This is a genomic window from Actinophytocola oryzae (genome assembly GCF_004364325.1).
Lineage (GTDB): Bacteria > Actinomycetota > Actinomycetes > Mycobacteriales > Pseudonocardiaceae > Actinophytocola > Actinophytocola oryzae.
In genome coordinates this window covers 35008-53574 of record NZ_SOCP01000024.1, presented here as the reverse complement: position 1 = coordinate 53574, position 18567 = coordinate 35008, and the positions used below count along the sequence as shown (strand labels likewise).

General features: G+C 70.0%; 21 protein-coding genes. 10 read left to right on the top strand and 11 right to left on the bottom strand.

What is annotated here, in order from left to right; translation table 11 throughout:
* The first annotated feature begins 158 nt into the window (after positions 1-158).
* The 4 genes from CLV71_RS41690 (at position 159) to CLV71_RS41675 (ending at position 2600) form a co-directional block, all read left to right on the top strand.
* Complete coding sequence (locus CLV71_RS41690) at positions 159-602, top strand: DUF4395 domain-containing protein (RefSeq protein WP_166664474.1); 444 nt, start codon at positions 159-161, stop codon at positions 600-602.
* The gene (locus CLV71_RS41685; RefSeq protein ID WP_133908484.1) at positions 599-1441 is read left to right on the top strand and encodes a sulfurtransferase; all 843 of its coding nucleotides are present in this window, start codon (positions 599-601) and stop codon (positions 1439-1441) included. The genes CLV71_RS41690 and CLV71_RS41685 overlap by 4 nt, the downstream gene beginning before the upstream one ends.
* Before the next feature lie 45 nt (positions 1442-1486).
* Positions 1487-1798 carry a DUF1416 domain-containing protein gene (locus CLV71_RS41680; protein ID WP_133908483.1) on the top strand — a complete coding sequence of 104 codons (312 nt, stop codon included), beginning with the start codon at positions 1487-1489 and terminating at the stop codon, positions 1796-1798.
* A 163-nt stretch (positions 1799-1961) separates the two neighbouring features.
* Positions 1962-2600: a heme-binding beta-barrel domain-containing protein gene (locus CLV71_RS41675; RefSeq protein ID WP_133908482.1), complete on the top strand. Its 639-nt coding sequence runs from the start codon at positions 1962-1964 to the stop codon at positions 2598-2600.
* Here CLV71_RS41675 and CLV71_RS41670 read toward each other — a convergent pair.
* The 3 genes from CLV71_RS41670 to CLV71_RS41660 all read right to left on the bottom strand — a co-directional run bounded on the left by CLV71_RS41670 (position 2580) and on the right by CLV71_RS41660 (position 4626).
* Positions 2580-2756: a DUF397 domain-containing protein gene (locus tag CLV71_RS41670; protein ID WP_133908481.1), complete on the bottom strand. Its 177-nt coding sequence runs from the start codon at positions 2754-2756 to the stop codon at positions 2580-2582. The two genes, CLV71_RS41675 and CLV71_RS41670, sit on opposite strands and share 21 nt — an antisense overlap.
* A 1-nt stretch (position 2757) precedes the next feature.
* Complete coding sequence (locus CLV71_RS41665; RefSeq protein WP_133908480.1) at positions 2758-3612, bottom strand: helix-turn-helix domain-containing protein; 855 nt, start codon at positions 3610-3612, stop codon at positions 2758-2760.
* A gap of 171 nt (positions 3613-3783) precedes the next feature.
* Positions 3784-4626: an aminodeoxychorismate lyase gene (locus CLV71_RS41660; RefSeq protein WP_133908479.1), complete on the bottom strand. Its 843-nt coding sequence runs from the start codon at positions 4624-4626 to the stop codon at positions 3784-3786.
* A 23-nt stretch (positions 4627-4649) separates the two neighbouring features.
* Between CLV71_RS41660 and CLV71_RS41655 the strand changes: the two genes are divergently transcribed.
* Genes CLV71_RS41655 through CLV71_RS41640 form a run of 4 tightly spaced genes read left to right on the top strand, consistent with a single transcriptional unit; the run spans position 4650 to position 7766 of the window.
* Positions 4650-5213, top strand: a complete 564-nt coding sequence (locus CLV71_RS41655; RefSeq protein WP_481735130.1) for a Fur family transcriptional regulator — start codon at positions 4650-4652, stop codon at positions 5211-5213.
* Positions 5210-6304, top strand: coding sequence for a CAF17-like 4Fe-4S cluster assembly/insertion protein YgfZ (ygfZ, locus tag CLV71_RS41650; RefSeq protein ID WP_133908478.1), 1095 nt, complete (start codon positions 5210-5212; stop codon positions 6302-6304). The genes CLV71_RS41655 and ygfZ overlap by 4 nt, the downstream gene beginning before the upstream one ends.
* Before the next feature lie 14 nt (positions 6305-6318).
* Positions 6319-7149 carry a beta-keto acid cleavage family enzyme gene (locus CLV71_RS41645; protein ID WP_133908477.1) on the top strand — a complete coding sequence of 277 codons (831 nt, stop codon included), beginning with the start codon at positions 6319-6321 and terminating at the stop codon, positions 7147-7149.
* 47 nt (positions 7150-7196) lie between these two features.
* On the top strand, positions 7197-7766 hold the full coding sequence (locus CLV71_RS41640; protein ID WP_133908476.1) for an RsiG family protein: 570 nt from the start codon (positions 7197-7199) through the stop codon (positions 7764-7766).
* Here the strand turns inward: CLV71_RS41640 and CLV71_RS41635 are convergent.
* Entirely contained in the window at positions 7763-8644 is an 882-nt protein-coding gene (locus tag CLV71_RS41635) for a DUF8083 family protein (RefSeq protein WP_133908475.1), read from the bottom strand. The two genes, CLV71_RS41640 and CLV71_RS41635, sit on opposite strands and share 4 nt — an antisense overlap.
* Positions 8645-8816: 172 nt before the next feature.
* On the opposite strand from CLV71_RS41635, the gene CLV71_RS41630 reads away from it, so the two are divergent.
* Positions 8817-9002, top strand: coding sequence for a DUF3073 domain-containing protein (locus tag CLV71_RS41630; protein ID WP_133908474.1), 186 nt, complete (start codon positions 8817-8819; stop codon positions 9000-9002).
* Positions 9003-9052: 50 nt separating this feature from the next.
* Here CLV71_RS41630 and iolD read toward each other — a convergent pair whose 3' ends face one another.
* Genes iolD through CLV71_RS41600 form a run of 6 tightly spaced genes read right to left on the bottom strand, consistent with a single transcriptional unit; the run spans position 9053 to position 15582 of the window.
* Positions 9053-10915: a 3D-(3,5/4)-trihydroxycyclohexane-1,2-dione acylhydrolase (decyclizing) gene (iolD, locus tag CLV71_RS41625; protein ID WP_133908473.1), complete on the bottom strand. Its 1863-nt coding sequence runs from the start codon at positions 10913-10915 to the stop codon at positions 9053-9055.
* Positions 10916-11695, bottom strand: coding sequence for an ATP-binding cassette domain-containing protein (locus CLV71_RS41620; RefSeq protein ID WP_133908472.1), 780 nt, complete (start codon positions 11693-11695; stop codon positions 10916-10918).
* Complete coding sequence (locus CLV71_RS41615) at positions 11692-12732, bottom strand: ABC transporter permease (RefSeq protein WP_133908471.1); 1041 nt, start codon at positions 12730-12732, stop codon at positions 11692-11694. Before CLV71_RS41615 ends, CLV71_RS41620 begins: the two co-directional genes overlap by 4 nt.
* 5 nt (positions 12733-12737) lie before the next feature.
* The gene (locus CLV71_RS41610) at positions 12738-13736 is read right to left on the bottom strand and encodes a sugar ABC transporter substrate-binding protein (RefSeq protein ID WP_133908470.1); all 999 of its coding nucleotides are present in this window, start codon (positions 13734-13736) and stop codon (positions 12738-12740) included.
* A gap of 20 nt (positions 13737-13756) precedes the next feature.
* On the bottom strand, positions 13757-14608 hold the full coding sequence (locus tag CLV71_RS41605; RefSeq protein WP_243867312.1) for a TIM barrel protein: 852 nt from the start codon (positions 14606-14608) through the stop codon (positions 13757-13759).
* Entirely contained in the window at positions 14605-15582 is a 978-nt protein-coding gene (locus CLV71_RS41600) for a Gfo/Idh/MocA family oxidoreductase (protein WP_133908469.1), read from the bottom strand. Before CLV71_RS41600 ends, CLV71_RS41605 begins: the two co-directional genes overlap by 4 nt.
* A gap of 76 nt (positions 15583-15658) precedes the next feature.
* Between CLV71_RS41600 and CLV71_RS41595 the strand changes: the two genes are divergently transcribed.
* Positions 15659-16660 carry a LacI family DNA-binding transcriptional regulator gene (locus CLV71_RS41595; RefSeq protein ID WP_133908468.1) on the top strand — a complete coding sequence of 334 codons (1002 nt, stop codon included), beginning with the start codon at positions 15659-15661 and terminating at the stop codon, positions 16658-16660.
* A gap of 389 nt (positions 16661-17049) precedes the next feature.
* On the opposite strand, the gene CLV71_RS41590 is transcribed toward CLV71_RS41595, so the two are convergent.
* The gene (locus CLV71_RS41590; protein WP_133908467.1) at positions 17050-18567 is read right to left on the bottom strand and encodes a tripartite tricarboxylate transporter permease; all 1518 of its coding nucleotides are present in this window, start codon (positions 18565-18567) and stop codon (positions 17050-17052) included.

Below are 18567 nucleotides of genomic sequence, written 5' to 3'. Positions count from 1 at the left end.
AGGCGCCGCGCGGTGGACTACTGCCGCGTCGACTCGAGCCTGTGTCCAGCAGCTGACTGACCGGGTGGACCCTGCCCCGTGACGGGGCCTCCGCCCGCGCTGGTTCTCCCTCTCCAGCCGTGCGTTCGCTTCGCATGCCCCTCAGTCAGGAGGTGCCCATGTCCGGTGGCTTGACCGGGGTCGATCCCCGAGGTCCGCGCTTCGCGGCGTGGGTCACCACCGTCGTCCTGGCGGTCGTACTGGTCACCGGCTGGTGGCCGCTGCTCGCCGCGCAGGCCGTGGTGTTCGCCATCGGTGCGTTCGCCGGCTTCCGGGCCGCGCCCTACTCGGTCGTGTACCGCGCGCTCGTCGCTCCCCGGCTCGGGCCGACGGACGAGCGGGAGGACACCGCCCCGCTGCGGTTCGCGCAGGGCGTCGGCTTCGGGTTCGCCGTCCTCGGCGTGCTGGGCTACGCGTTCGACGTGACCCCGCTCGGCATCGTCGCGACGGCGTTGGCGCTGGCCGCGGCGTTCCTCAACGCGGCGTTCGCGTTCTGCCTCGGCTGCGAGACCTACCTCTTGATCCGCCGATTCACCCCAACGAAGGAGAGAGCGCTCCAATGAGCCGCGAAGACGTGCTGGTCACCGCCGACTGGGCCGAAGAGAACCTGGAGAGCCCCGGGGTGGTGTTCGTCGAGGTCGACGAGGACACCTCCGCCTACGACGGCGGCCACATCCCCGGCGCGGTGAAGATCGACTGGAAGACCGAGCTGCAGGACCCGGTGCGCCGCGACTTCGTCGACCGCGAGGGCTTCGAGAAGCTGCTGTCCGCCAAGGGCATCGGCAACGACGACAAGGTGGTCCTCTACGGCGGCAACAACAACTGGTTCGCCGCGTACGCGTACTGGTACTTCAGGCTGTACGGCCACCAGTCGGTGCAGCTGCTCGACGGCGGCCGCAAGAAGTGGGAGCTGGACGGGCGCCCGCTGTCCAAGGACGCCGTGACCCGCGACGAGACGGGCTACAAGGCGCAGGAGCAGGACCTGGCGATCCGCGCGTTCCGCGACGAGGTCGTCGACGCGATCAACGCGAAGAACCTGGTCGACGTGCGGTCGCCGGACGAGTTCTCCGGCAAGCTGCTCGCACCCGCGCACCTCCCGCAGGAGCAGGCGCAGCGCGGCGGCCACATCCCGTCGGCCATCAACGTGCCGTGGAGCAAGACGGCCAACGAGGACGGCACGTTCCGTTCCGAGGACGAGCTGCGCGAGCTGTACAAGGACGCGGGGATCGACGAGTCCAAGGCCACCATCGCCTACTGCCGCATCGGTGAGCGCAGCTCGCACACGTGGTTCGCGCTGCACGAGCTGCTCGGCTACCCGGATGTCAAGAACTACGACGGCTCGTGGACCGAGTACGGGTCGCTGGTGGGTGTGCCGGTCGAGATCGGCCCAGGCACGAAGTAGTCGGAGCCTGCGGAGCGAACCGCAGGCCCAGAGAAGGAGACGGGAATGGCCAACGACGGTTGCGGCGCGCCGGAGCAGGGCGCCACGCTGCCCGCCGGGGTGGACCTCGCCAAGGAGATCGTGCTGAGCGGCAAGGTGACCGCCGACGGCGTCGCGGTGGGCGGTGCGTACGTGCGTCTCCTCGACTCGAGCGGCGAGTTCACCGCCGAGGTCGTGTCGTCCTCGGACGGTGACTTCCGGTTCTTCGCCGCGCCGGGCGAGTGGACGGTCCGCGCCCTCCACCGCGGCGGCAACGGCGAGACGAAGGTGACCGCGGCCGGCCCGGGTCTGCACCCGGTAGCCGTGTCCGTCGGCTGAGAAGGCTCGTAACCAGACGCGGGGCGGCCATGTCAATGGGCCGCCCCGCGTTGCCATATCCTCCACGGGTGGAATTGTTCGTCACCTCGTTGCTGATCGCCGCCGCACTGGCGGGCACCGTCACGCTGGGCCTGCTGGCCACCCGCATCGCGGGGCGACACTCATGACCACTCCCGACGGGCCACCGGTGCCCGGCAGCGGCGACGCGGCCCTGCGTGCGGCGGCCGAACGCGCCAACAGCACCCGGGAGCGCAACGTCCCCCAGTGGCCGGACCTCCCGATCCCGAACGACACGGCGAACCTGCGCGAGGGCGCGAACCTCCACGACGCGCTGCTGCCCCTGCTGCCGCTGATCGGCGTGTGGCGCGGTGAGGGTGAGGTCGTGTACCCGACCATCGAGGCGCAGCACTTCAGCCAGCAGGTGGTCTTCGCCCACGACGGCAGGCCCTTCGTGTACTACGAGAGCCGCGCCTGGCTGGTGGATGCGGACGGCAAGGTCATCAGGCCAGCGGCCCGCGAGGTCGGCTGGTGGCGACCGCAGCCGGACGACAAGATCGAGCTGCTCCTGGCCCACCCGACAGGCATCATCGAGATCTTCTACGGCGAGAACCGCACGCAGACGTCGTGGGAGCTGGCGACGGACGTCGTCATGCGCACGGAGTCGGCCAAGGAGGTCAACGGCGCGAAGCGGCTGTACGGCCTGGTCAACAACGGCGACCTGGCCTACGTCGAGGAACGCGCGATGATGGGCCAGCCACTGCAGCCCCACACGTCGGCGTACCTACGCCGAGTGGCTGGTTAACCGGACGAAGGTGGCCCAGGCGGGGACCGGCAGCTCGATCATGCCGGCGTCGGGGCACTTGCTGTCCCGTACCAGCACCTGCTCGAGAGCCGGTGCAATCTCGACGCAGGCCTCGCCGTTGCTGCTGAAGCTCGACTTCCGCCATTGCGGGGTCATTTCATGCCTCCAACGCGGAGAGCCGGTTCTCGATGAATGACACGGAATCGGCCTCGGACAACGCCGCCGCACAGAGTCGATCCGCAGCCAAATTATACAGGCCGACCTGATCTTGATCTTGCACATAGACGGCGCCGTTCTGGTACTCGATGTAGCCGATGCTCTGCGCCTCGTCGAAGTCCAGCAGCAGGAACTCACCGTCGAGGCCGTCGTGCACTGCCACCTCGGCCGGCATCACGTGCAACTCGACGTTGTCTCGCGCCATCAACGCGAGTAGGCACTCAAGCTGCGCTCGCATGATCTTTGAGCTGCCGACGATCCGGTCGAGTACGTACTGCTCGATCACCGCGCGGAACCGCAGCGGACTCTCATCACTCTGCACCCTCTGCCGCGCCATTCGGGCCTGCACGACATGCGGGACTTCTGCCGGCGGGACTCGAAGATTGTCCACGAGCAGCGCCTCGGCGTATTCCGGTATTTGAAGCTGCCCGGGCAGCAGCAACGTTTTGTAGTAGAACTCCGTGATGGCGAGGCCCTCCAGGCCGACAAAGGTCCTGAACCAGTTGGGGAGTACCTCGCTGAACGGCGCCCACCACGTGTCCTGGTCAGCCCTGCCCGCGAGGGAGGCCATCCGGTCCACGTGCTCGACATCGGCGCCGTACAAGCGAAGAAGTCTCGTCACCTCCTCGGGCTGCTGCTGGTTCCGCCCGGACTCGAGGTGGTTGACCTTCCCCTGGCTACAGCCGATCGCCTTGGCCGCCTGTTCCTGCGTGACCCGGGCACGCTCCCGCGACGTCTTGAGATCATGGCCGATGAGGAACCGGAGCGCCTTCGGATCGGCGCGGTGGTCGACCACGGATGAACCTCCACCCAATCGTGGAATAGAGTACGACGGCGACGCCCTCCGGCTGATTTTCGACCACCCGGACACGTGTCGTCGTCTCACGGCCGCCCTCGAGGACGCGTGCGACAAGCTCACCCGCCACCTACAGGCGGCGACGATCCCGCGATACCCCGGCTGAAGCGGTCAGTACTCCGACTCGTACAGGGCGTTCAGTTCCTCGCGCAGGTCTGTCGTGTCGGCCAGCGCGGTGCCGTCCAGCGTGTGCACACGGGTGATCTTGCGGACGCTGGACGCCATGAACAGGGCGTCCGCCTCACGCAGCTCGGCCAGGGTGACCGGCTCGACCTTGGTCACCCAGCCGGCCCGCTCCGCCGCGCGGAACAGCGCGCCCTGGGTCGTCCCCTTCAGGATCCCGCTCGACGGCGGCGTGGTCCGCAGGGTCCGCCCGTTCACCAGCACCACCGAGGACGTCGGTCCTTCCAGCACCGAGCCGTCCGCCGCGATGAAGATGACCTCGGAAGCGCCGACCGACTCCGCGTGCCGGGTGGCCGCCATGTTCACCGCGTACGACAACGACTTCGCACCCAGCAGCAGCCACGGTGCCCGCGACACGATCTCCGGGTCGTACCCGCGGTCGAGCGTGATCGCCGCGACGCCGGTCTGCCGTGCCCGCAACACCTTCTCGCCGATCTCGAGGCCCATGGCATAGCCGGTCGGCGTGCCGTCGCCGAACTCCGGACCTCGGGTGTAGATCATCTTCAGCGCCATCTCCGCGCCGCCCCGCCAGTTGTCCAGCACGGCCTGGACGCAGTGCTCCCAGTCGGGCCGGGACGGCGGCGGGAGCTGGAGCATGGCTGCCGACCGGTCCAGCCGGTCGAGGTGCGGTCCCAGTTCGCGGGGCTTCCCGTCGACCACCAGGATCGTCTCGAAGACACCGTCGCCTCGGGTGATCCCCAGGTCGTCCACCCGGATCACCGGGGTCCCGGGGTCGACGACGGTTCCGTCCAGCATCACCAGCACGCGCATACGAAGAGCCTACGATTCATGGTGTGGCAACCAACATCCAGGAGCTGAAAAGCACACTGCACGAGCGCGGTATGCGAATGACACCGCAGCGTCAGCTCGTGCTCGACGCGCTGCTCGACCTCGAGCACGCCACCCCGGAACAGGTCTGCCAGCACGTCCAGCGGTCGACCCCGAGCGTCAACATCACCACCATCTACCGCACGCTCGAGCTGCTCGAGGACCTCGGCATCGTGCGGCACACGCACCTCGGCCACGGCGCGCCCAACTACTCCGTCCACGAGCACCAGCACGTCCACCTCGTCTGCCACCGGTGTGACACCGTGATCGAGGCGCCGTGCGAGCTGATGGACGAGCTGCGCGGAACACTGCGCTCCCGCTTCGGGTTCGCACTGGATGCCAGCCACCTCGCCCTGTCCGGGCTGTGTGAGAAGTGCCGGGAGCGGAGCGACGGAGCGGGCGCCGTCTGGACTGACGAGCACGGAGGCCCGGCGAGGAACGAGCCCTGGGCCTCCGCGCGCAGGAGGGAAGACGGCGTCGTCAGCGGAGGAGCGAGAGCGACAGTTGACACAGAAGGAGATAGCCGATGACCGCGATTCCCGCGCCTGACGGCTCGCCGGACGCCGGCGTGCCATGGCACTACGGCGACCCGTTCGCCGAGCAGCGGGCCGCGGCACGCAAGGTCGCGGTCGTCGACCGCACCAACCGCGAGGTGATCGCGGTGACCGGGCCGGAACGCCTCTCCTGGCTGCACCTCGTCATCTCCCAGCACATGACCGACCTGCCCGACGGCGCGGCCACCGAGGCACTCGTGCTCGACAGCCAGGGCCGTGTCGACACGCACATGGAGGTCGCGCACCTCGACGAGACCGTCTGGCTCGACACCGACCCCGGCGCACGGGCGACCGGAGCACGCGGCGGCAGGCAGACGTTGCTGGAGTACCTCCGGTCGATGGTGTTCTGGTCGAAGGTGGAGCTGCGTGACGCGACGGCCGAGCGTGCGGTGCTGACGCTGCTCGGGCCCACCACCGACGACCTGTTGACCTCGGTCGGGCTGCCTGCACCCGATCAGCACGAGGTCGCCGCCGCCGAGGACGTGGTCGTGCGGCGCGGCGCGCTCGGTGTCGACCTGCTGGTGCCGCGTGCCGAGCTGACGAACTGGTGGTCCCGGCTGACCGCGGCAGGCGCCCGGCCGATGGGCAGCTGGGGTTACGAGGCCTTCCGCGTCGAGGCCGCGCGGGCCCGCATGAACCTCGACACCGACGACCGCACGATCCCGCACGAGGTGGGCTGGGTGCACGTCGCCGCGCACGTCGCGAAGGGCTGCTACCGCGGCCAGGAGACGGTGTCGAAGGTGCACAACGTCGGCAGGCCGCCCCGGCGGATGCTGCTGCTGCACCTCGACGGCTCGCCGGAGGTGCTGCCGGAGACCGGTGACCCCGTGGTGCAGGTGAAGGAAGGGGAGGCAGGCGGGCGGACGGTCGGGCGGGTCGGCTCGGTGATCCGGCACCACGAGCTGGGGCCGATCGCGCTGGCGCTGGTGAAGTACTCGGTGCCGCTGGACGCCGAGCTGCTGGTCGGCGCGGAGGACCGCGTCGTGCAGGCCGCCATCGACCCGGACGCCGTCCCCGAGGCCACGCCGGGTCTTGGCCGGGAGGCTGCCCGGCGGCTGCGCGGCTGATTACGATCGCGGGCATGTCCACCGGCACGCTCATCACCGTCGCGCCCACCGGCGCGGAGTCGTCCAAGTCCGACGTCCCGAACCTCCCGGTCACGCTCGACGAGCTGGTCAGGACCGCACAGGACTGCGAGCGGGTCGGCGCGGCCATGATCCACGTCCACATCCGGGGCGACGACACCCGGCCGACGCTGGACCTCGGCAGGCTGAAGGAGACGGTGGCGGCGCTGCGGTCGTCGACGTCGCTGGTCGTGCAGCTGTCGACGGGTGGCGCGGTGACCGACCCCGAGGAGGACCGCCTGCGCGTGCTCGAGGCGATGCCGGACTCGGCGAGCTGCACGATGGGCTCGGTCAACTTCGGCGACGACGTTTTCATGAACCGCTGGGAGTTCGTGGTCGAGCTGCACAGGCGGATGCGCGAGCGCGGGATCGTGCCGGAGTACGAGATCTTCGACCTCGGGCACCTCTCGTCGCTGCGGCGCCTGCTCGACGAGCACGACCTGCCTGCCGGCGGTCACGTGCACGTCGACCTGGTCATGGGCGTGCCCGGCGGGATGCCGGGTGACGTGTCGACCCTCGTCGCGGCGCTGCGCCTGATGCCGGAGGGCTCGACGTTCTCGGCCACCGGGATCGGCAGGACGTCGTTGCCGGTGATGCTGGCGTCGCTGTCGGCGGGCGGGCACCTGCGGGTCGGCATGGAGGACACCGTGTCCTACGCGAGGGGCGAGCGCGTCCGGGACAACGCGCAGCTGGTCGCGCGTGCCGCCGGTCTGGCCAGAATCGCGCAGCGGCCGCCGATGTCGTCCGAGGAAGTTCGTACGCTGTTGAGCGTCGCGCAAAGCAACTGACACGCCGTGGTTGGCGGTTGGGGGCCCGGTACCGGAGGATGTGCACCGTGATCGAAGTCCGTCCTGGGGGACGAAGGCGTATCGACCGGGTGCTGGCCCCGGACTACGTGCGTGACCTGGCACGACTCGACCTGGCCGAGGTCAGGAGCCGCCGGGACGACGCCGCGCAGGAGGAGACCGACCTGTCGTACCTGCGACGCCTGCTCCACGGCCGGATCGACATCGTGAAGGCCGAGCAGAAGCGGCGCCTGGAGGGCGGCTCCAGCTCGGTGGTCGAACGCCTCGCGGAGATCCTCGCGGACAACGTCGGCCGCGCCTCGCCGTCCGGGTCCGGCCGTCACCAGCCGCTGGAACCGTCTCGGGCGGAGGCCCACCGGCGGCACGTGGAGGCACTGGTCTCCGACGCCGACCTGTCGGACGTCTCCACCCTGCCCGACGAGCGCCTCGACCTGGCCCTGCGCACGTACGCGGCGGAGGAGGAGTCGGTGTCCAGGCGCCGCCGCGAGGTCCAGAAGGTGGTCGACGCCCTGAACGACGAGATCGGCGCCCGCTACAAGGCCGGAAGCGCCTCGGTGGACACCCTGCTGGCCGCCGAACGCGGCGACGAGCCCCGCTAGTTGTTGCGTTCTCTGGCCGCCAGCGTGCCCCAGAAGTCGCGCAGGCGTTCGAAGCGGGACGCGATCTCCTCCACGTCCTCACGCTCCAGGGCCGACACGATCGCGTTCACGTCCTCGGCGGACGTGTCCCCCTCGATCTGCTCGTCGGTCATCAGCTGGACCAGCCCGCCGTAGTCCAGCTCCACCGCCGACGACGGGTCGAAGTGCTCCAGCCACCGCCCCGTGTCCTCCAGGACCTTGGTCGGCCCCCGCTCACCCATCGCCTTCGACGCCAGCCCGTGGGCCTTGCCGACGCGGGCCTGGGCGTCGGCGATCGTGGCTCGCCAGCAGACCTGGCGGGTCGGGTCGGCCTGGGGCGCCAGCACCAGATGCCGCTGGGCCGGGTCGACGATTGTGAACCACGGCAGCGGCACGGTCCAGGTCGTGGACACGATGTGGACGGCGCCGCTCGGCAACTCCGCCAGGACCCTGGCCGCCTTCTCCCTGACCGTGTCCGGGCGGGCCGTCAGCGCCCCGGACAGCAGCGTCGGGTGGGATGTCGTGAGGAAACCGACCAGGGCCGCCGCCGCGCGGGCCCGTACGTCCAGCGGGCAGACCAGCGGCTCCGTCACCACGCAGCCGGGCACGACGGACGGGTCCAGGACCATCGCGTCACGCAGCGCCCGCGGCGACGCCTGGCCGTTGGCCAGCTCGCCCGGCAGCAGCGTGGCAGGCTGGGACAGCTGTGATCTGAACCACAGATCCCGCTCTCGGTCGGCTACCGTCGAGTAGTTGATTTGACCGTTTTGCACCGATTCTCGGATACGGTCGGCCACGTCCGAGTCGAATGCGGACAACGGTTCGTACACCCTCAGGTAGGCGACGAACGGTCGAGGCACCCGCGCATGGTTTCACGGTTCCGCCGAACGCGATCAGTCGGCACTCGAACGCCGTGCCCCTTCGCGCTGGACCCCATCGGCACGGTACGGTAGTTAACAGGAACCAGTTGTCGAGATCAGCGGGGCCGCCGTTTCCCCCGGCCGCCCCGCAACTGTGCGAGGGGGTCGAGCCATGGGGCGCGGCCGGGCAAAGGCTAAGCAGACCAAGGTAGCCCGAGAGCTCAAATACAGCACTCAGCAGACGGACTTCGAGGCGCTGCAGCGAGAGCTGTCCGGCGGTGGCGGGTCCTCTGAGGGCGGCAACGGCGACGAGGCCTTCGACGACGACGATTACGACGACGACGTATACCGTCGCTGATGTCCTGCAGGGCGCCCTCCAGTGGGCGGGCGCCCTCAGCCACCAGGGCCTCAGGGATGCGTGAGGTACCGGACCTGGCCGACCTTGGCCTTGTCCAGCGCCGCGCGTGCGTCCGCGATCTCGACCCGTGTCGAGACCTCGGGCACGCCCACCTCCCACCAGGCACCGGCGTCCGTCCACGACGAAGGGTGCGTGCGGATCACCACGACCGCGGGCCTACCGGCTCGCGCGTCCGTGCGGGCCCGTGCGTACGCGGCGGCCAGTCCGTCGAGCCCGTCGACCGGATGCACGGCGCAGCCCAGTGCTGCGGCGTGCGCTGCGAAGTCCACTCTAGGCGGTTGCTCGAGCGGTGAACGGCAGTCGGCGTACATGTTGTTGAACGCCGACCCGCCGTTGCCGCGTTGCAGGCGGTCGATCACGGCGTACCCGTCGTTGTCGCACACCACGGCCACGAACCCGTGGCTCGCGAACGCGGCCGAGTACAGCTCGGAGTTCAGCATCAGGTACGAGCCGTCGCCGAGCAGTGTGGTGACCACGCCGGACGGACGGGCCATCGCCGCACCCCACGCGCCGGCCAGCTCGTAGCCCATGCACGAGAACCCGTACTCGACGTCCATCCCCGGGCTGTCGCCGACGGCCCGCCAGCCGCCGATCAGCTCGCCGGGCAGCCCGCCCGACGCGGTCATCACGTAGTCACCCGGCTCGGCCGCGTCGTTCACGACCCCCACCACCTGGGCGTACGTGGGCAGCTCGGCACCCGGCGCACGGAGACCGTCGATGTAGGCGTCCCAGCGCTCCCGTTCCACCGCCGCCCGGCCCGTCCAGTCCGGGTCGACCGGCCAGGTCTCGACCGACAGCTCACCGAGCGTCTCGCGTGCGTCGCCGACCACGGCCAGGCCGCCGTGCTTCACGGCGTCGAAGCGGGCCGTGTTGACCGACACCAGGCGCACGTCGTCCGCGAACACCGACCAGGACGCCGTCGTGAAGTCCTGCAGCCGGGTGCCGACGGCCAGGACGAGGTCGGCGGCCGCGGCCATCGCGTTCGCCGACGCCGAGCCCGTGATCCCCAGCGGTCCGGCGTGCAGGGGGTGGTCGTGCCGCACGAGCGTGCGACCCGCGGTCGTCTCCGTGACCGGCACGCCGTGCCGCTCCGCGAACGCAAGCGCCGCGTCGACGGCCCCCGAGTACCGCACGCCGCCGCCCAGGACCATCAGTGGCCGCCTGCTGGCCCGCAGCAGGTTGGCCGCGTGCGCCAGGACCGCCGAGTCCGGCCGGGGCCGCAACAGCCGGTGCACGACCGGCTCGAACAGCGACGACGGGAAGTCGAACGCCTCCGCCTGCACGTCCTGCGGCAGCGCCAACGTCACCGGCCCGCACTCGGCGGGGTCGGTCAGCACGCGGGCGACCTGCGGCAGCGCCGACAGCAGCTGCTCCGGCCGGGTGATCCGGTCGAAGTAGCGGCTGACGGCACGGAACGCGTCGTTCACCGAGGCGGTGCCGTCGCCGAAGTGCTCCACCTGCTGCAACACGGGGTCCGGCGCACGGCTGACGAACGTGTCCCCCGGCAGGAGCAGCAGCGGCAGGCGGTTGGCGTGCGCCACACCCGCCGCGGTGACCATGTTCAACGCGCCGGGCCCGATCGACGACGTGGCCACGCCGACCTGCCGCCGGTCCGTGGCCTTCGCCAGCCCGACGGCCGCCAGCGCCATGCCCTGCTCGTTCTGCCCACGCCAGACCGGCAGCTCGGGGTGCTCGGCGAGGGCCGTGCCCATGCCGAGCACGTTCCCGTGCCCGAAGATCGCGAAGACGCCACCGAAGAGCGGCGCCTCCCGACCGTCCGCAGGCTCCGTCCGCTGGGCGACGAGCCAGCGGACCAGAGCCTGTGCCGTCGTGAGCCGCTCTGTGGCACGCATCTACTCAGCGACCTCCCGCAACTCGTGCTCCAGCGCCTCCAGCTCGGCGCCGCCCGCCATCTGCCGGGTCAGCTCCTCGATGGAGATCTCCGACTTCTCGTACGATCCGAGGCTCACACCCCGCTTGAGCAACAGGAACCGCGTGCCGACGGGGTAGGCGTGGCGGGGGTTGTGGGTGATCAGCACGACGCCCAGCCCTCGGTCCCGCGCCTGCGCGACGTACCGCAGCACCACACCGGACTGCTTGACGCCCAGGGCGGCGGTGGGCTCGTCGAGGATGATCACCTTGGCGCCGAAGTGGATGGCCCGCGCGATGGCCACGCACTGCCGCTCGCCGCCGGAGAGCGTGCCGACCGGCTGCTCGACGTCACGCAGGTCGATGCCCATATCCGCGAGCGCCGACCGCGCCGTGTCCCGGCCCTTCCTGCGGTCGAGCATCTGGAACGGTCCGAACCCGACCGTCGGCTCGGCGCCGAGGAAGAAGTTCCGCCACACGCTCATCAGCGGGACGATCGCCAGGTCCTGGTGGACGGTCGCGATGCCCCTGTCGAGCGCGTCGCGCGGCGAGTCGAACCGCACCGGTTCACCCTCGACGAGGAACCGCCCGGCGTCGTGCTGGTGCACCCCGGAGAGGATCTTGATGAGCGTCGACTTGCCCGCGCCGTTGTCGCCGAGCACGCAGGTCACCTCGCCCGCGTTGACGACGGTGGACACGTCCCGCAGCGCGATCACACTGCCGTAGCTCTTGCCGATGCCTTCTACCTCGATGAGAGCAGTCATCGACGCACCCTTTCCGCTCGCCGGCGGAAGGTGTTGTTCACCAGCACCGCCGCCAGCAGCATGATGCCGAGGAAGAGCATGAACCAGTCGGAGTTCCAGTTCGCGAACACGATGCCCTGGCGGGCCATGCCGAAGATCAACGCGCCGATCGCGGCGCCGATGGCCGAGCCGAAGCCGCCGGTCAGCAGACAGCCGCCGATCACCGCGGCGATGATGTACTGGAACTCCAGGCCGATGCCCTCGTTGGCCTGCGCGGTCGTGTAGCGCAGGATGTTGATCGTGCCGACGAGCCAGCCCGCCGCGGCGGTCGTCATGAACAGCAGGATCTTAGTGCGTGCGACCGGCACGCCGACCGCCCGCGCGCTGGGTGCCGAGCCGCCGACCGCGAAGATCCAGTTGCCGAACTTCGTGCGGATCAGCACCCACGCGGCCAGGGCGGCGAACCCGATCCACCACACGATCGAGATCCGGAACGCCGTGTCCCCGATGTCGAACGTGGACGCGAACACGAAACCACTGGACTCGTAACCGCCCGTGCGGCGCATCCCGGACACCTGCACGGTGTTCGTCACCCATCGCGTGACACCCAGGTTGAGTCCCTGCAACGCCAGGAAGGTGCCGAGCGTGACGATGAAGCTCGGCAGCCCGGTCCTGATCACCAGCCAGCCGTTCAGGGCGCCGACGGCCAGCGCGAACACCAGCGACAGCAGCATCGCGAGCCACACGTTCAGGCCCGCCTTGGTGGCGAGCATGGCCGTGACCAGGGCGGTCGAGCCGGTCATCACGCCGGCCGACAGGTCGAACTCGCCGCCGATCATCAGCAGGGCCACGGCGACGGCCATGATGCCGAGCGTCGCCGAGTCGTCCAGCCAGGTGGCGACGCCACCCAGTGTCAGGAACTTGTCGGCCACGACCGAGAAGAACACGAACACCACGAGCGCGCCGATCAGCGCGCCGATCTCCGGGCGCGTCACGAGCCGGTTCGCCAGCGAGTTGGGTGCCACCCGCTCGTCGACGGGAGCGTCAACGGTCGTCATCTCGCTCACCTCGTCCCTCGCTCGGTGTACTTGCCGACCTGGTCCGCGTTGGACTTGTCGACGAAGCCGGGGCCGGTGAAGACCGGCTGGCCACCACCGAGGGTGTTGCCGTTGTCCCGGTAGAGCTTCAGCATCACGATCGGCAGGTAGCCCTGCTCGTACTGCTGCTGATCGACGGCGAAGATGATCCGGCCCGCCTTGATCGAACTCACCACGTCGGAGTTGAGGTCGAACGTGGCGACCACGGCCTTCGAGCCCGCGGCCGACGCCGCGGAGACCGCGAGGTCGGCGACCTGCGAGTTCAGCGTCAGCACGCCGTCGATGGACGGGTCGGTCTGCAGCGCGCCCCTGATGCGGGACTCGGTGTCGGTCGGGTTCGAGATGTCGACCTGGAGGTTGGTGACGTTGCCGCCGAAGCCGTCCTTCGCGCCCTGGCACCGGTCGTTCAGCCCGGAGTTGGCCGCCTCGTGGATGACGCAGAGGACCTTCTTCTTGCCCTCGTCCTTGAGCTTCTCGCCGGCGGCCTTGCCTGCGACCGTCTCGTCCTGGCCGACGTGGGCGATGGCGCCGAACGCCTTGCTCTCGTCGGCGCCGGAGTTGATCGTGATGACCGGGATGCCCGCGCGGACCGCGGCCTGGATGGAGTCCTTCAGGGCGTCCGGGTTGGCCATCGAGACGACGAGACCGGTCTTGCCCTGTGCCACGGCGTTGTCGATGAGCTTGGCCTGCTGGGCAGGCTCACCGTCGCCGTTGTAGGTGACCTTCACGCCGAGGTCCCGGCCCGCGTCCTCGGCGCCGTTCTTGACCACGCTCCAGAAGGCGTCGCCCTCGCTGCCGTGGGTGATCACGGCGAAGTCCAGCGGTGCGGAGGTGTCGACGCCCTGCGCCGGTTTGGCGCCGGGCTCCGGTCCCGTGTCCGCTGACGGCCCGGTGCACGCGGCGAGCGCGAGAGCGGCCGTCGCCACCCATAACACGCGCCACGACCGGGCGGAGGTTGTGGACATCGTTGTCTCTTTTCTCCTGTCTACGCCCAGAGTTTGGCTAGGTGCTCGAGGCTCTGGCGAGTGTGCTCGCGTGGTCGGCCGTCCGCCAGCCGGTCATCGCGCAGCGCCGTGTCCTGCTCGAGTACGTACCAGCCGTCGTAGTCGTTGTCCCGCAACGTCCTCAGCAGCGCGTCGAGGTCGACGTCGCCGGCACCCAGCGGTACGTAGATGCCGAGCGCGACGGCCTCGGTGTAGGTGACGGCGCCCTGGCGGACCCGCTCGGCGAGGTCGGCGCGGACGTCCTTGAGGTGCACGTGCCCGACGCGGTGGGGATGCCTGCGCACGAGGTCGACGGGGTCGGTGCCGCCGATCAGCAGGTGTCCGGTGTCGACACACAGGGGCAGGTCGGAGTCGTGGACGAACCGTTCGACCTCGGCCCTGGTCTCGACGTGCGTGCCGACATGCGGGTGCAGCACGGTCCGCAGCCCCGCCGCCGCCGCGCGTTCGGCGATGTGGCTCGCGTTCGCCACGAGCGCGGCCCATTCCCGGTCGGACAGCGCGGGCCGTTCGTCGTAGCCGTCGAGCCCGGTGGCGGCGGCGAGGACGAGCACCTCGCCACCGGCGCCCGCGATGAGGTCCACCACGTCGTCCACCGTGGACGTCAGGTGGAGCGGCGTCGCGTAGAAGCCGCCGACCAGGCCGAGGTCGTGCTCGGCGAGCGCACCACGCAGCTCGGGCGCGGTGGTCGGCAGGTAGCCGGGTGGACCAAGCTCCGTCGCGGTGAGCCCGAGGCCTGCCATCTCGGCGAGCACGGTCTCCACGGGCAGGACTCGGCCCCAGCCCGGCACTTCACAGACGCCCCACGAGATGGGGGCGCCGGCCACCCTGTTCACTGGTCACTCCGTACGGGTTGCCCGGTTCTTCGGGACTTCTCACAGGCATCGGCGAGCCCGAGGCTGACGAGGCTGTCGCGGGCGGGAGACGGGTTGTCCGCGCGGCCCGCGAGGACCTCGGTGAACACCAGCATCTCGTTGCGGTACGCGTGCCGGAACCGCTCCGGGAAGCCGGGGTAGGCGTTGTCGTTGCTGTTCAGGTCGGTGTGGAGCGGGGTGCGCCCGTCGAGCCCGACGGCGACGGAGTCACGCGCGCCGAGGACCTCGATGCGGTGGTCGTAGCCGAGCGGGTCGTGCCTGCCGCCGCTGATGACCGCGTGCGTGCCGCCCGCGAAGCGCAGCAGCACCACGGCGTTGTCGACGTCGTCCGCCTGCGCGAACGCCTCGTTGACCTGCACGGAGCCGGAGGCGTAGACCTCGACGACCGGTTCGCCGACCAGCCACGGGATCGCGTCGAGGTCGTGGATGAGCAGGTCGCGGAAGATGCCGCCGGAGCTGGGCAGGTAGGCGAAGTCGGGAGGTGACGCGTCGAAGCCGGTGGTGCGGACGTGGTAGATCGCACCCAGCTCGCCGGTGACGACGCGGCGGCGCAGCTCGACCATCGCCGGGTCGAAGCGCCGCTGGAACCCCACGAGGACGGGGACGTTGGTCGCCTCTATCTCGTCGACCAGCGCACGCATGGCGGCGAGGTCGGCGGCGATGGGTTTCTCGCAGAGCACGGGGGTGCCGGCGGCGAGGCACGCGCGGACGAGCGCCGGGTGCGTGTCGGTCGGGGTGGCGACGAGGACGCCGTCGCTCGCACTGAGCAGTTCGTCCAGGTCGGACACCGCGCGGGCGCCGTCGGCGGTGGCCGCGACCTCGGCGCGGCCGGGCACGGGGTCGTACAGGAGGACCTCGTCCACCTGCGGCAACGCGGTCAGGTTCGCCGCGTGCATGGTCCCGATCCGACCGACTCCCGCGACCCCGATACGCATTTCGCATCCTTGCGTTAGAGCGCTCCAATCCGCCTATCCTGTTATCGCCGTCACACCGTGTCAAGGAGGTCACCGCGTGGCCCGACCCACGATGGAGGACGTCGCGGCGCGGGCGGGCGTGTCCCGGGCGCTGGTGTCCCTGGTCATGCGCGGCTCGCCGAAGGTGAGCGCGGCCCGCCGGGCGGCCGTGCTGGCGGCGGCGGCCGAGCTGGGTTACTCGCCGCACGCGATGGCGCGGTCACTGGCGTCGCGGACGTCGCACGTGCTCGGGGTGATGGTGTCGGACCTCCACAACCCGTTCTGGGCCGAGGTGGTCGACGGGCTGGACCTGTACGCACGCGGCGCGGGCTTCGAGCTGGTGATCAACACTGGCGGGCGGGAGCCGGGCAGGGAGCGGCAGGCGTTGGCGTCGCTGGCGTCGTTCCGCCCGGCGGGGATCGCGTTGCTCGGGCCGGTGGTGCCGACGCCGGCCATCGACGCGGCCGCCGGGGAGGGCCCGCTGGTGCTGGTGTCCCGGTCGTCGCGTTCGTCCGCGGTGGACACGGTGAACGACGACGGGAGGACGGGCTCGGCGCTGGCGGTGGATCACCTGGTTTCGTTGGGCCACAGGGAGATCGTCCACATCGACGGCGGCAACGGCTCGCAGTCCACGCCCCGGCGCACGGGCTACCGCGTGGCGATGGACCGCCACGGGCTGGCGCCGAGGGTGGTGCGTGGTGAGTACACCGAGGCGGCGGGCGCGGCGGCCATCCGTGCGCTGAAGGAGCCGTTCACCGCGGTGATAGCGGCGAACGACCTGAACGCGGTCGGTGTGCTGTCGGCGTTGACGGAGCTGGGACTTCGGGTGCCCGAGGACGTTTCGGTCGTGGGTTACGACAACACGTGGCTGGCCGCGTTGCGGCACATCAGCCTGACGACGATCGACCAGCCCCGCCACGAGATGGGCCGCCTCGCCGCGGAGGCACTGATAACGCGCGTCCGCGGCGAGACGGCGAGCGCTGCTCGCCTGGTGGTCCGCCCGAGCCTGGTGGTCAGGGCGACGACGGCGCCACCACGTGTGTCTCCGGATAACCGGTAGCCGGCGAGTATTCAGGAACCGTATTTCCGGTAACCCGGCAGCCGGAAAGTAACAAAAGCAGTGTTAATCCAGTCAGGACAGCCTTGATCCGCATTTCTTCCCCCAGAAAAGATGATTTGCTCGCCGGTTAGGACGCGCGACATCCACGGGGGTTGCGCCAGGTCTCGGCTACGGCCCAGTCGGCGGAACGTGCACTCGAACGGGTGAATGGCGGACGGCCTCCGCCCCCGGAATCCAGCGTAACCACGACCACCGACGCGGACGGCGTGAGAATGAGTCACCTGTGGACAACCACCCCGGTTGTGGATAACCGAGCGTTGTCGCGTCCTCGTTGTCGGTGAATTGCCGTAGGCTTGATTCCGGGGGCCGGAGGCCGACGCGGGCACCCATCAGCCCACTGGCTCCTTTTCGGACGGCTCGCTCGGCGTCGGCTTGCGGGTCAGGCGGCGGATCAGCGGCCACGCCAGGATCACCAGCACGATCACGTACACCGTCACCGAGAAGACCGTGTTCACCAGGCCCGTCAGGGAACCGTCGGAGATCTGCAGTGCCCGGCGCATCTGCAGCTCCGCCGCCGGGCCGAGGATCACGCCGATGATCGCCGGGAGGACCGGCAGACCGTACCTGCGCATCGCGAAACCGAGCACGCCGATCACGTACAGGATGATCAGGTCCGTCACCTGGCCACTGACCGCGTAGGCACCCACCGACGCGAAGAACAGGATTCCCGCGTACAGGTACGGCCTCGGCACCTTCAGCAGCTTCGCCCACACCGGCGCCAGCGGCAGGTTCAACACCAGCAACAACACCGTCCCGACGAACAGGCTCGCGATCAGGCCCCACACCAGTGCGGGCTCGCGCTCGAACAGCAGCGGGCCGGGCTGGATGCCGTACTGCTGGAACGCCGCCAGCATCACCGCGGCCGTCGCCGTGGTCGGCAGGCCGAGGGACAGCATCGTCACCAGGGTGCCGGACGCGGACGCCGACGCGGTGGACTCCGGGCCCGCCACGCCCTCGATCGCACCCTTGCCCCACTCGTCCTTGTGCTTCGACAGGTTCTTCTCGGCCACGTACGACAGGAACGTCGGGATCTCCGCACCACCAGCGGGAATCGCGCCGAACGGGAAGCCGATCAGCGGGCCGCGCAGCCACGGTTTCCACGTGCGCCGCAGGTCCGCGCGCGACAGCCACGGACGGCCCACCGGGATCGGGGTCCCCTGGTCGTGGCGCAGGCGCGACGCGATCCACAGCGACTCACCCACCGCGAACAGGCCCACCGCCACGATCACGACGTCGATGCCGTCCGCCAGCTCCAGTGAGCCGAACGTCAGGCGGGACTGGCCGGTCAGCTTGTCCAGGCCCACCAACCCGATGGTCAGACCGATCAGCAGGGACGCGAAGCCCCGGACACGGGACTTGCCGAGCACGGACGTCACCGCGATGAAGGCGAGGACCATGATCGCGAAGTAGTCCGGGGCGCCGATGTCCACCGCCAGGCTCGCGATGAGCGGGGCCAGCAGGACCAGGCCGATGGTGCCGATCATCGCGCCGATGAAGTGACCGATGGCAGCCGACGCGAGCGCCTGTGCACCGCGGCCCTGTTTCGCCATCTGGTTGCCCTCGATGGCGGTCATCACCGACGCGGTCTCACCCGGCGTGTTCAGCAGGATCGACGTGGTCGAGCCGCCGAACATGCCGCCGTAGTAGATGCCCGCGAACATGATGAACGCGGCGGTCGGGTCGAGGCCGTAGGTCACAGGCAGCAGCAGCGCCACCGCCATGGCGGGGCCGATGCCGGGCAGCACGCCGATGAACGTGCCGAGCAGCACGCCGACGGCCGCGAGCAGCAGGTGCTGGAACGTCAGCGCGGTACCGAAACCGTCGATGAGGTTGGTCAGCGAGTCCAC

What these genes read in the sequence shown, in the direction of transcription:
- CLV71_RS41660 (WP_133908479.1), bottom strand. Translation starts at nt 4,626, where the DNA reads ATGCGCGTGCTGGTGATGCTGGACGGAACCGTCGTCGACCCCGGGACC.
- CLV71_RS41610 (WP_133908470.1), bottom strand. Translation starts at nt 13,736, where the DNA reads ATGTCCACAACCTCCGCCCGGTCGTGGCGCGTGTTATGGGTGGCGACG.
- CLV71_RS41630 (WP_133908474.1), top strand. Translation starts at nt 8,817, where the DNA reads ATGGGGCGCGGCCGGGCAAAGGCTAAGCAGACCAAGGTAGCCCGAGAG.
- CLV71_RS41685 (WP_133908484.1), top strand. Translation starts at nt 599, where the DNA reads ATGAGCCGCGAAGACGTGCTGGTCACCGCCGACTGGGCCGAAGAGAAC.
- CLV71_RS41645 (WP_133908477.1), top strand. Translation starts at nt 6,319, where the DNA reads ATGTCCACCGGCACGCTCATCACCGTCGCGCCCACCGGCGCGGAGTCG.
- CLV71_RS41680 (WP_133908483.1), top strand. Translation starts at nt 1,487, where the DNA reads ATGGCCAACGACGGTTGCGGCGCGCCGGAGCAGGGCGCCACGCTGCCC.
- ygfZ (WP_133908478.1), top strand. Translation starts at nt 5,210, where the DNA reads ATGACCGCGATTCCCGCGCCTGACGGCTCGCCGGACGCCGGCGTGCCA.
- CLV71_RS41675 (WP_133908482.1), top strand. Translation starts at nt 1,962, where the DNA reads ATGACCACTCCCGACGGGCCACCGGTGCCCGGCAGCGGCGACGCGGCC.
- CLV71_RS41690 (WP_166664474.1), top strand. Translation starts at nt 159, where the DNA reads ATGTCCGGTGGCTTGACCGGGGTCGATCCCCGAGGTCCGCGCTTCGCG.
- CLV71_RS41600 (WP_133908469.1), bottom strand. Translation starts at nt 15,582, where the DNA reads ATGCGTATCGGGGTCGCGGGAGTCGGTCGGATCGGGACCATGCACGCG.
- CLV71_RS41615 (WP_133908471.1), bottom strand. Translation starts at nt 12,732, where the DNA reads ATGACGACCGTTGACGCTCCCGTCGACGAGCGGGTGGCACCCAACTCG.
- CLV71_RS41620 (WP_133908472.1), bottom strand. Translation starts at nt 11,695, where the DNA reads ATGACTGCTCTCATCGAGGTAGAAGGCATCGGCAAGAGCTACGGCAGT.
- iolD (WP_133908473.1), bottom strand. Translation starts at nt 10,915, where the DNA reads ATGCGTGCCACAGAGCGGCTCACGACGGCACAGGCTCTGGTCCGCTGG.
- CLV71_RS41670 (WP_133908481.1), bottom strand. Translation starts at nt 2,756, where the DNA reads ATGACCCCGCAATGGCGGAAGTCGAGCTTCAGCAGCAACGGCGAGGCC.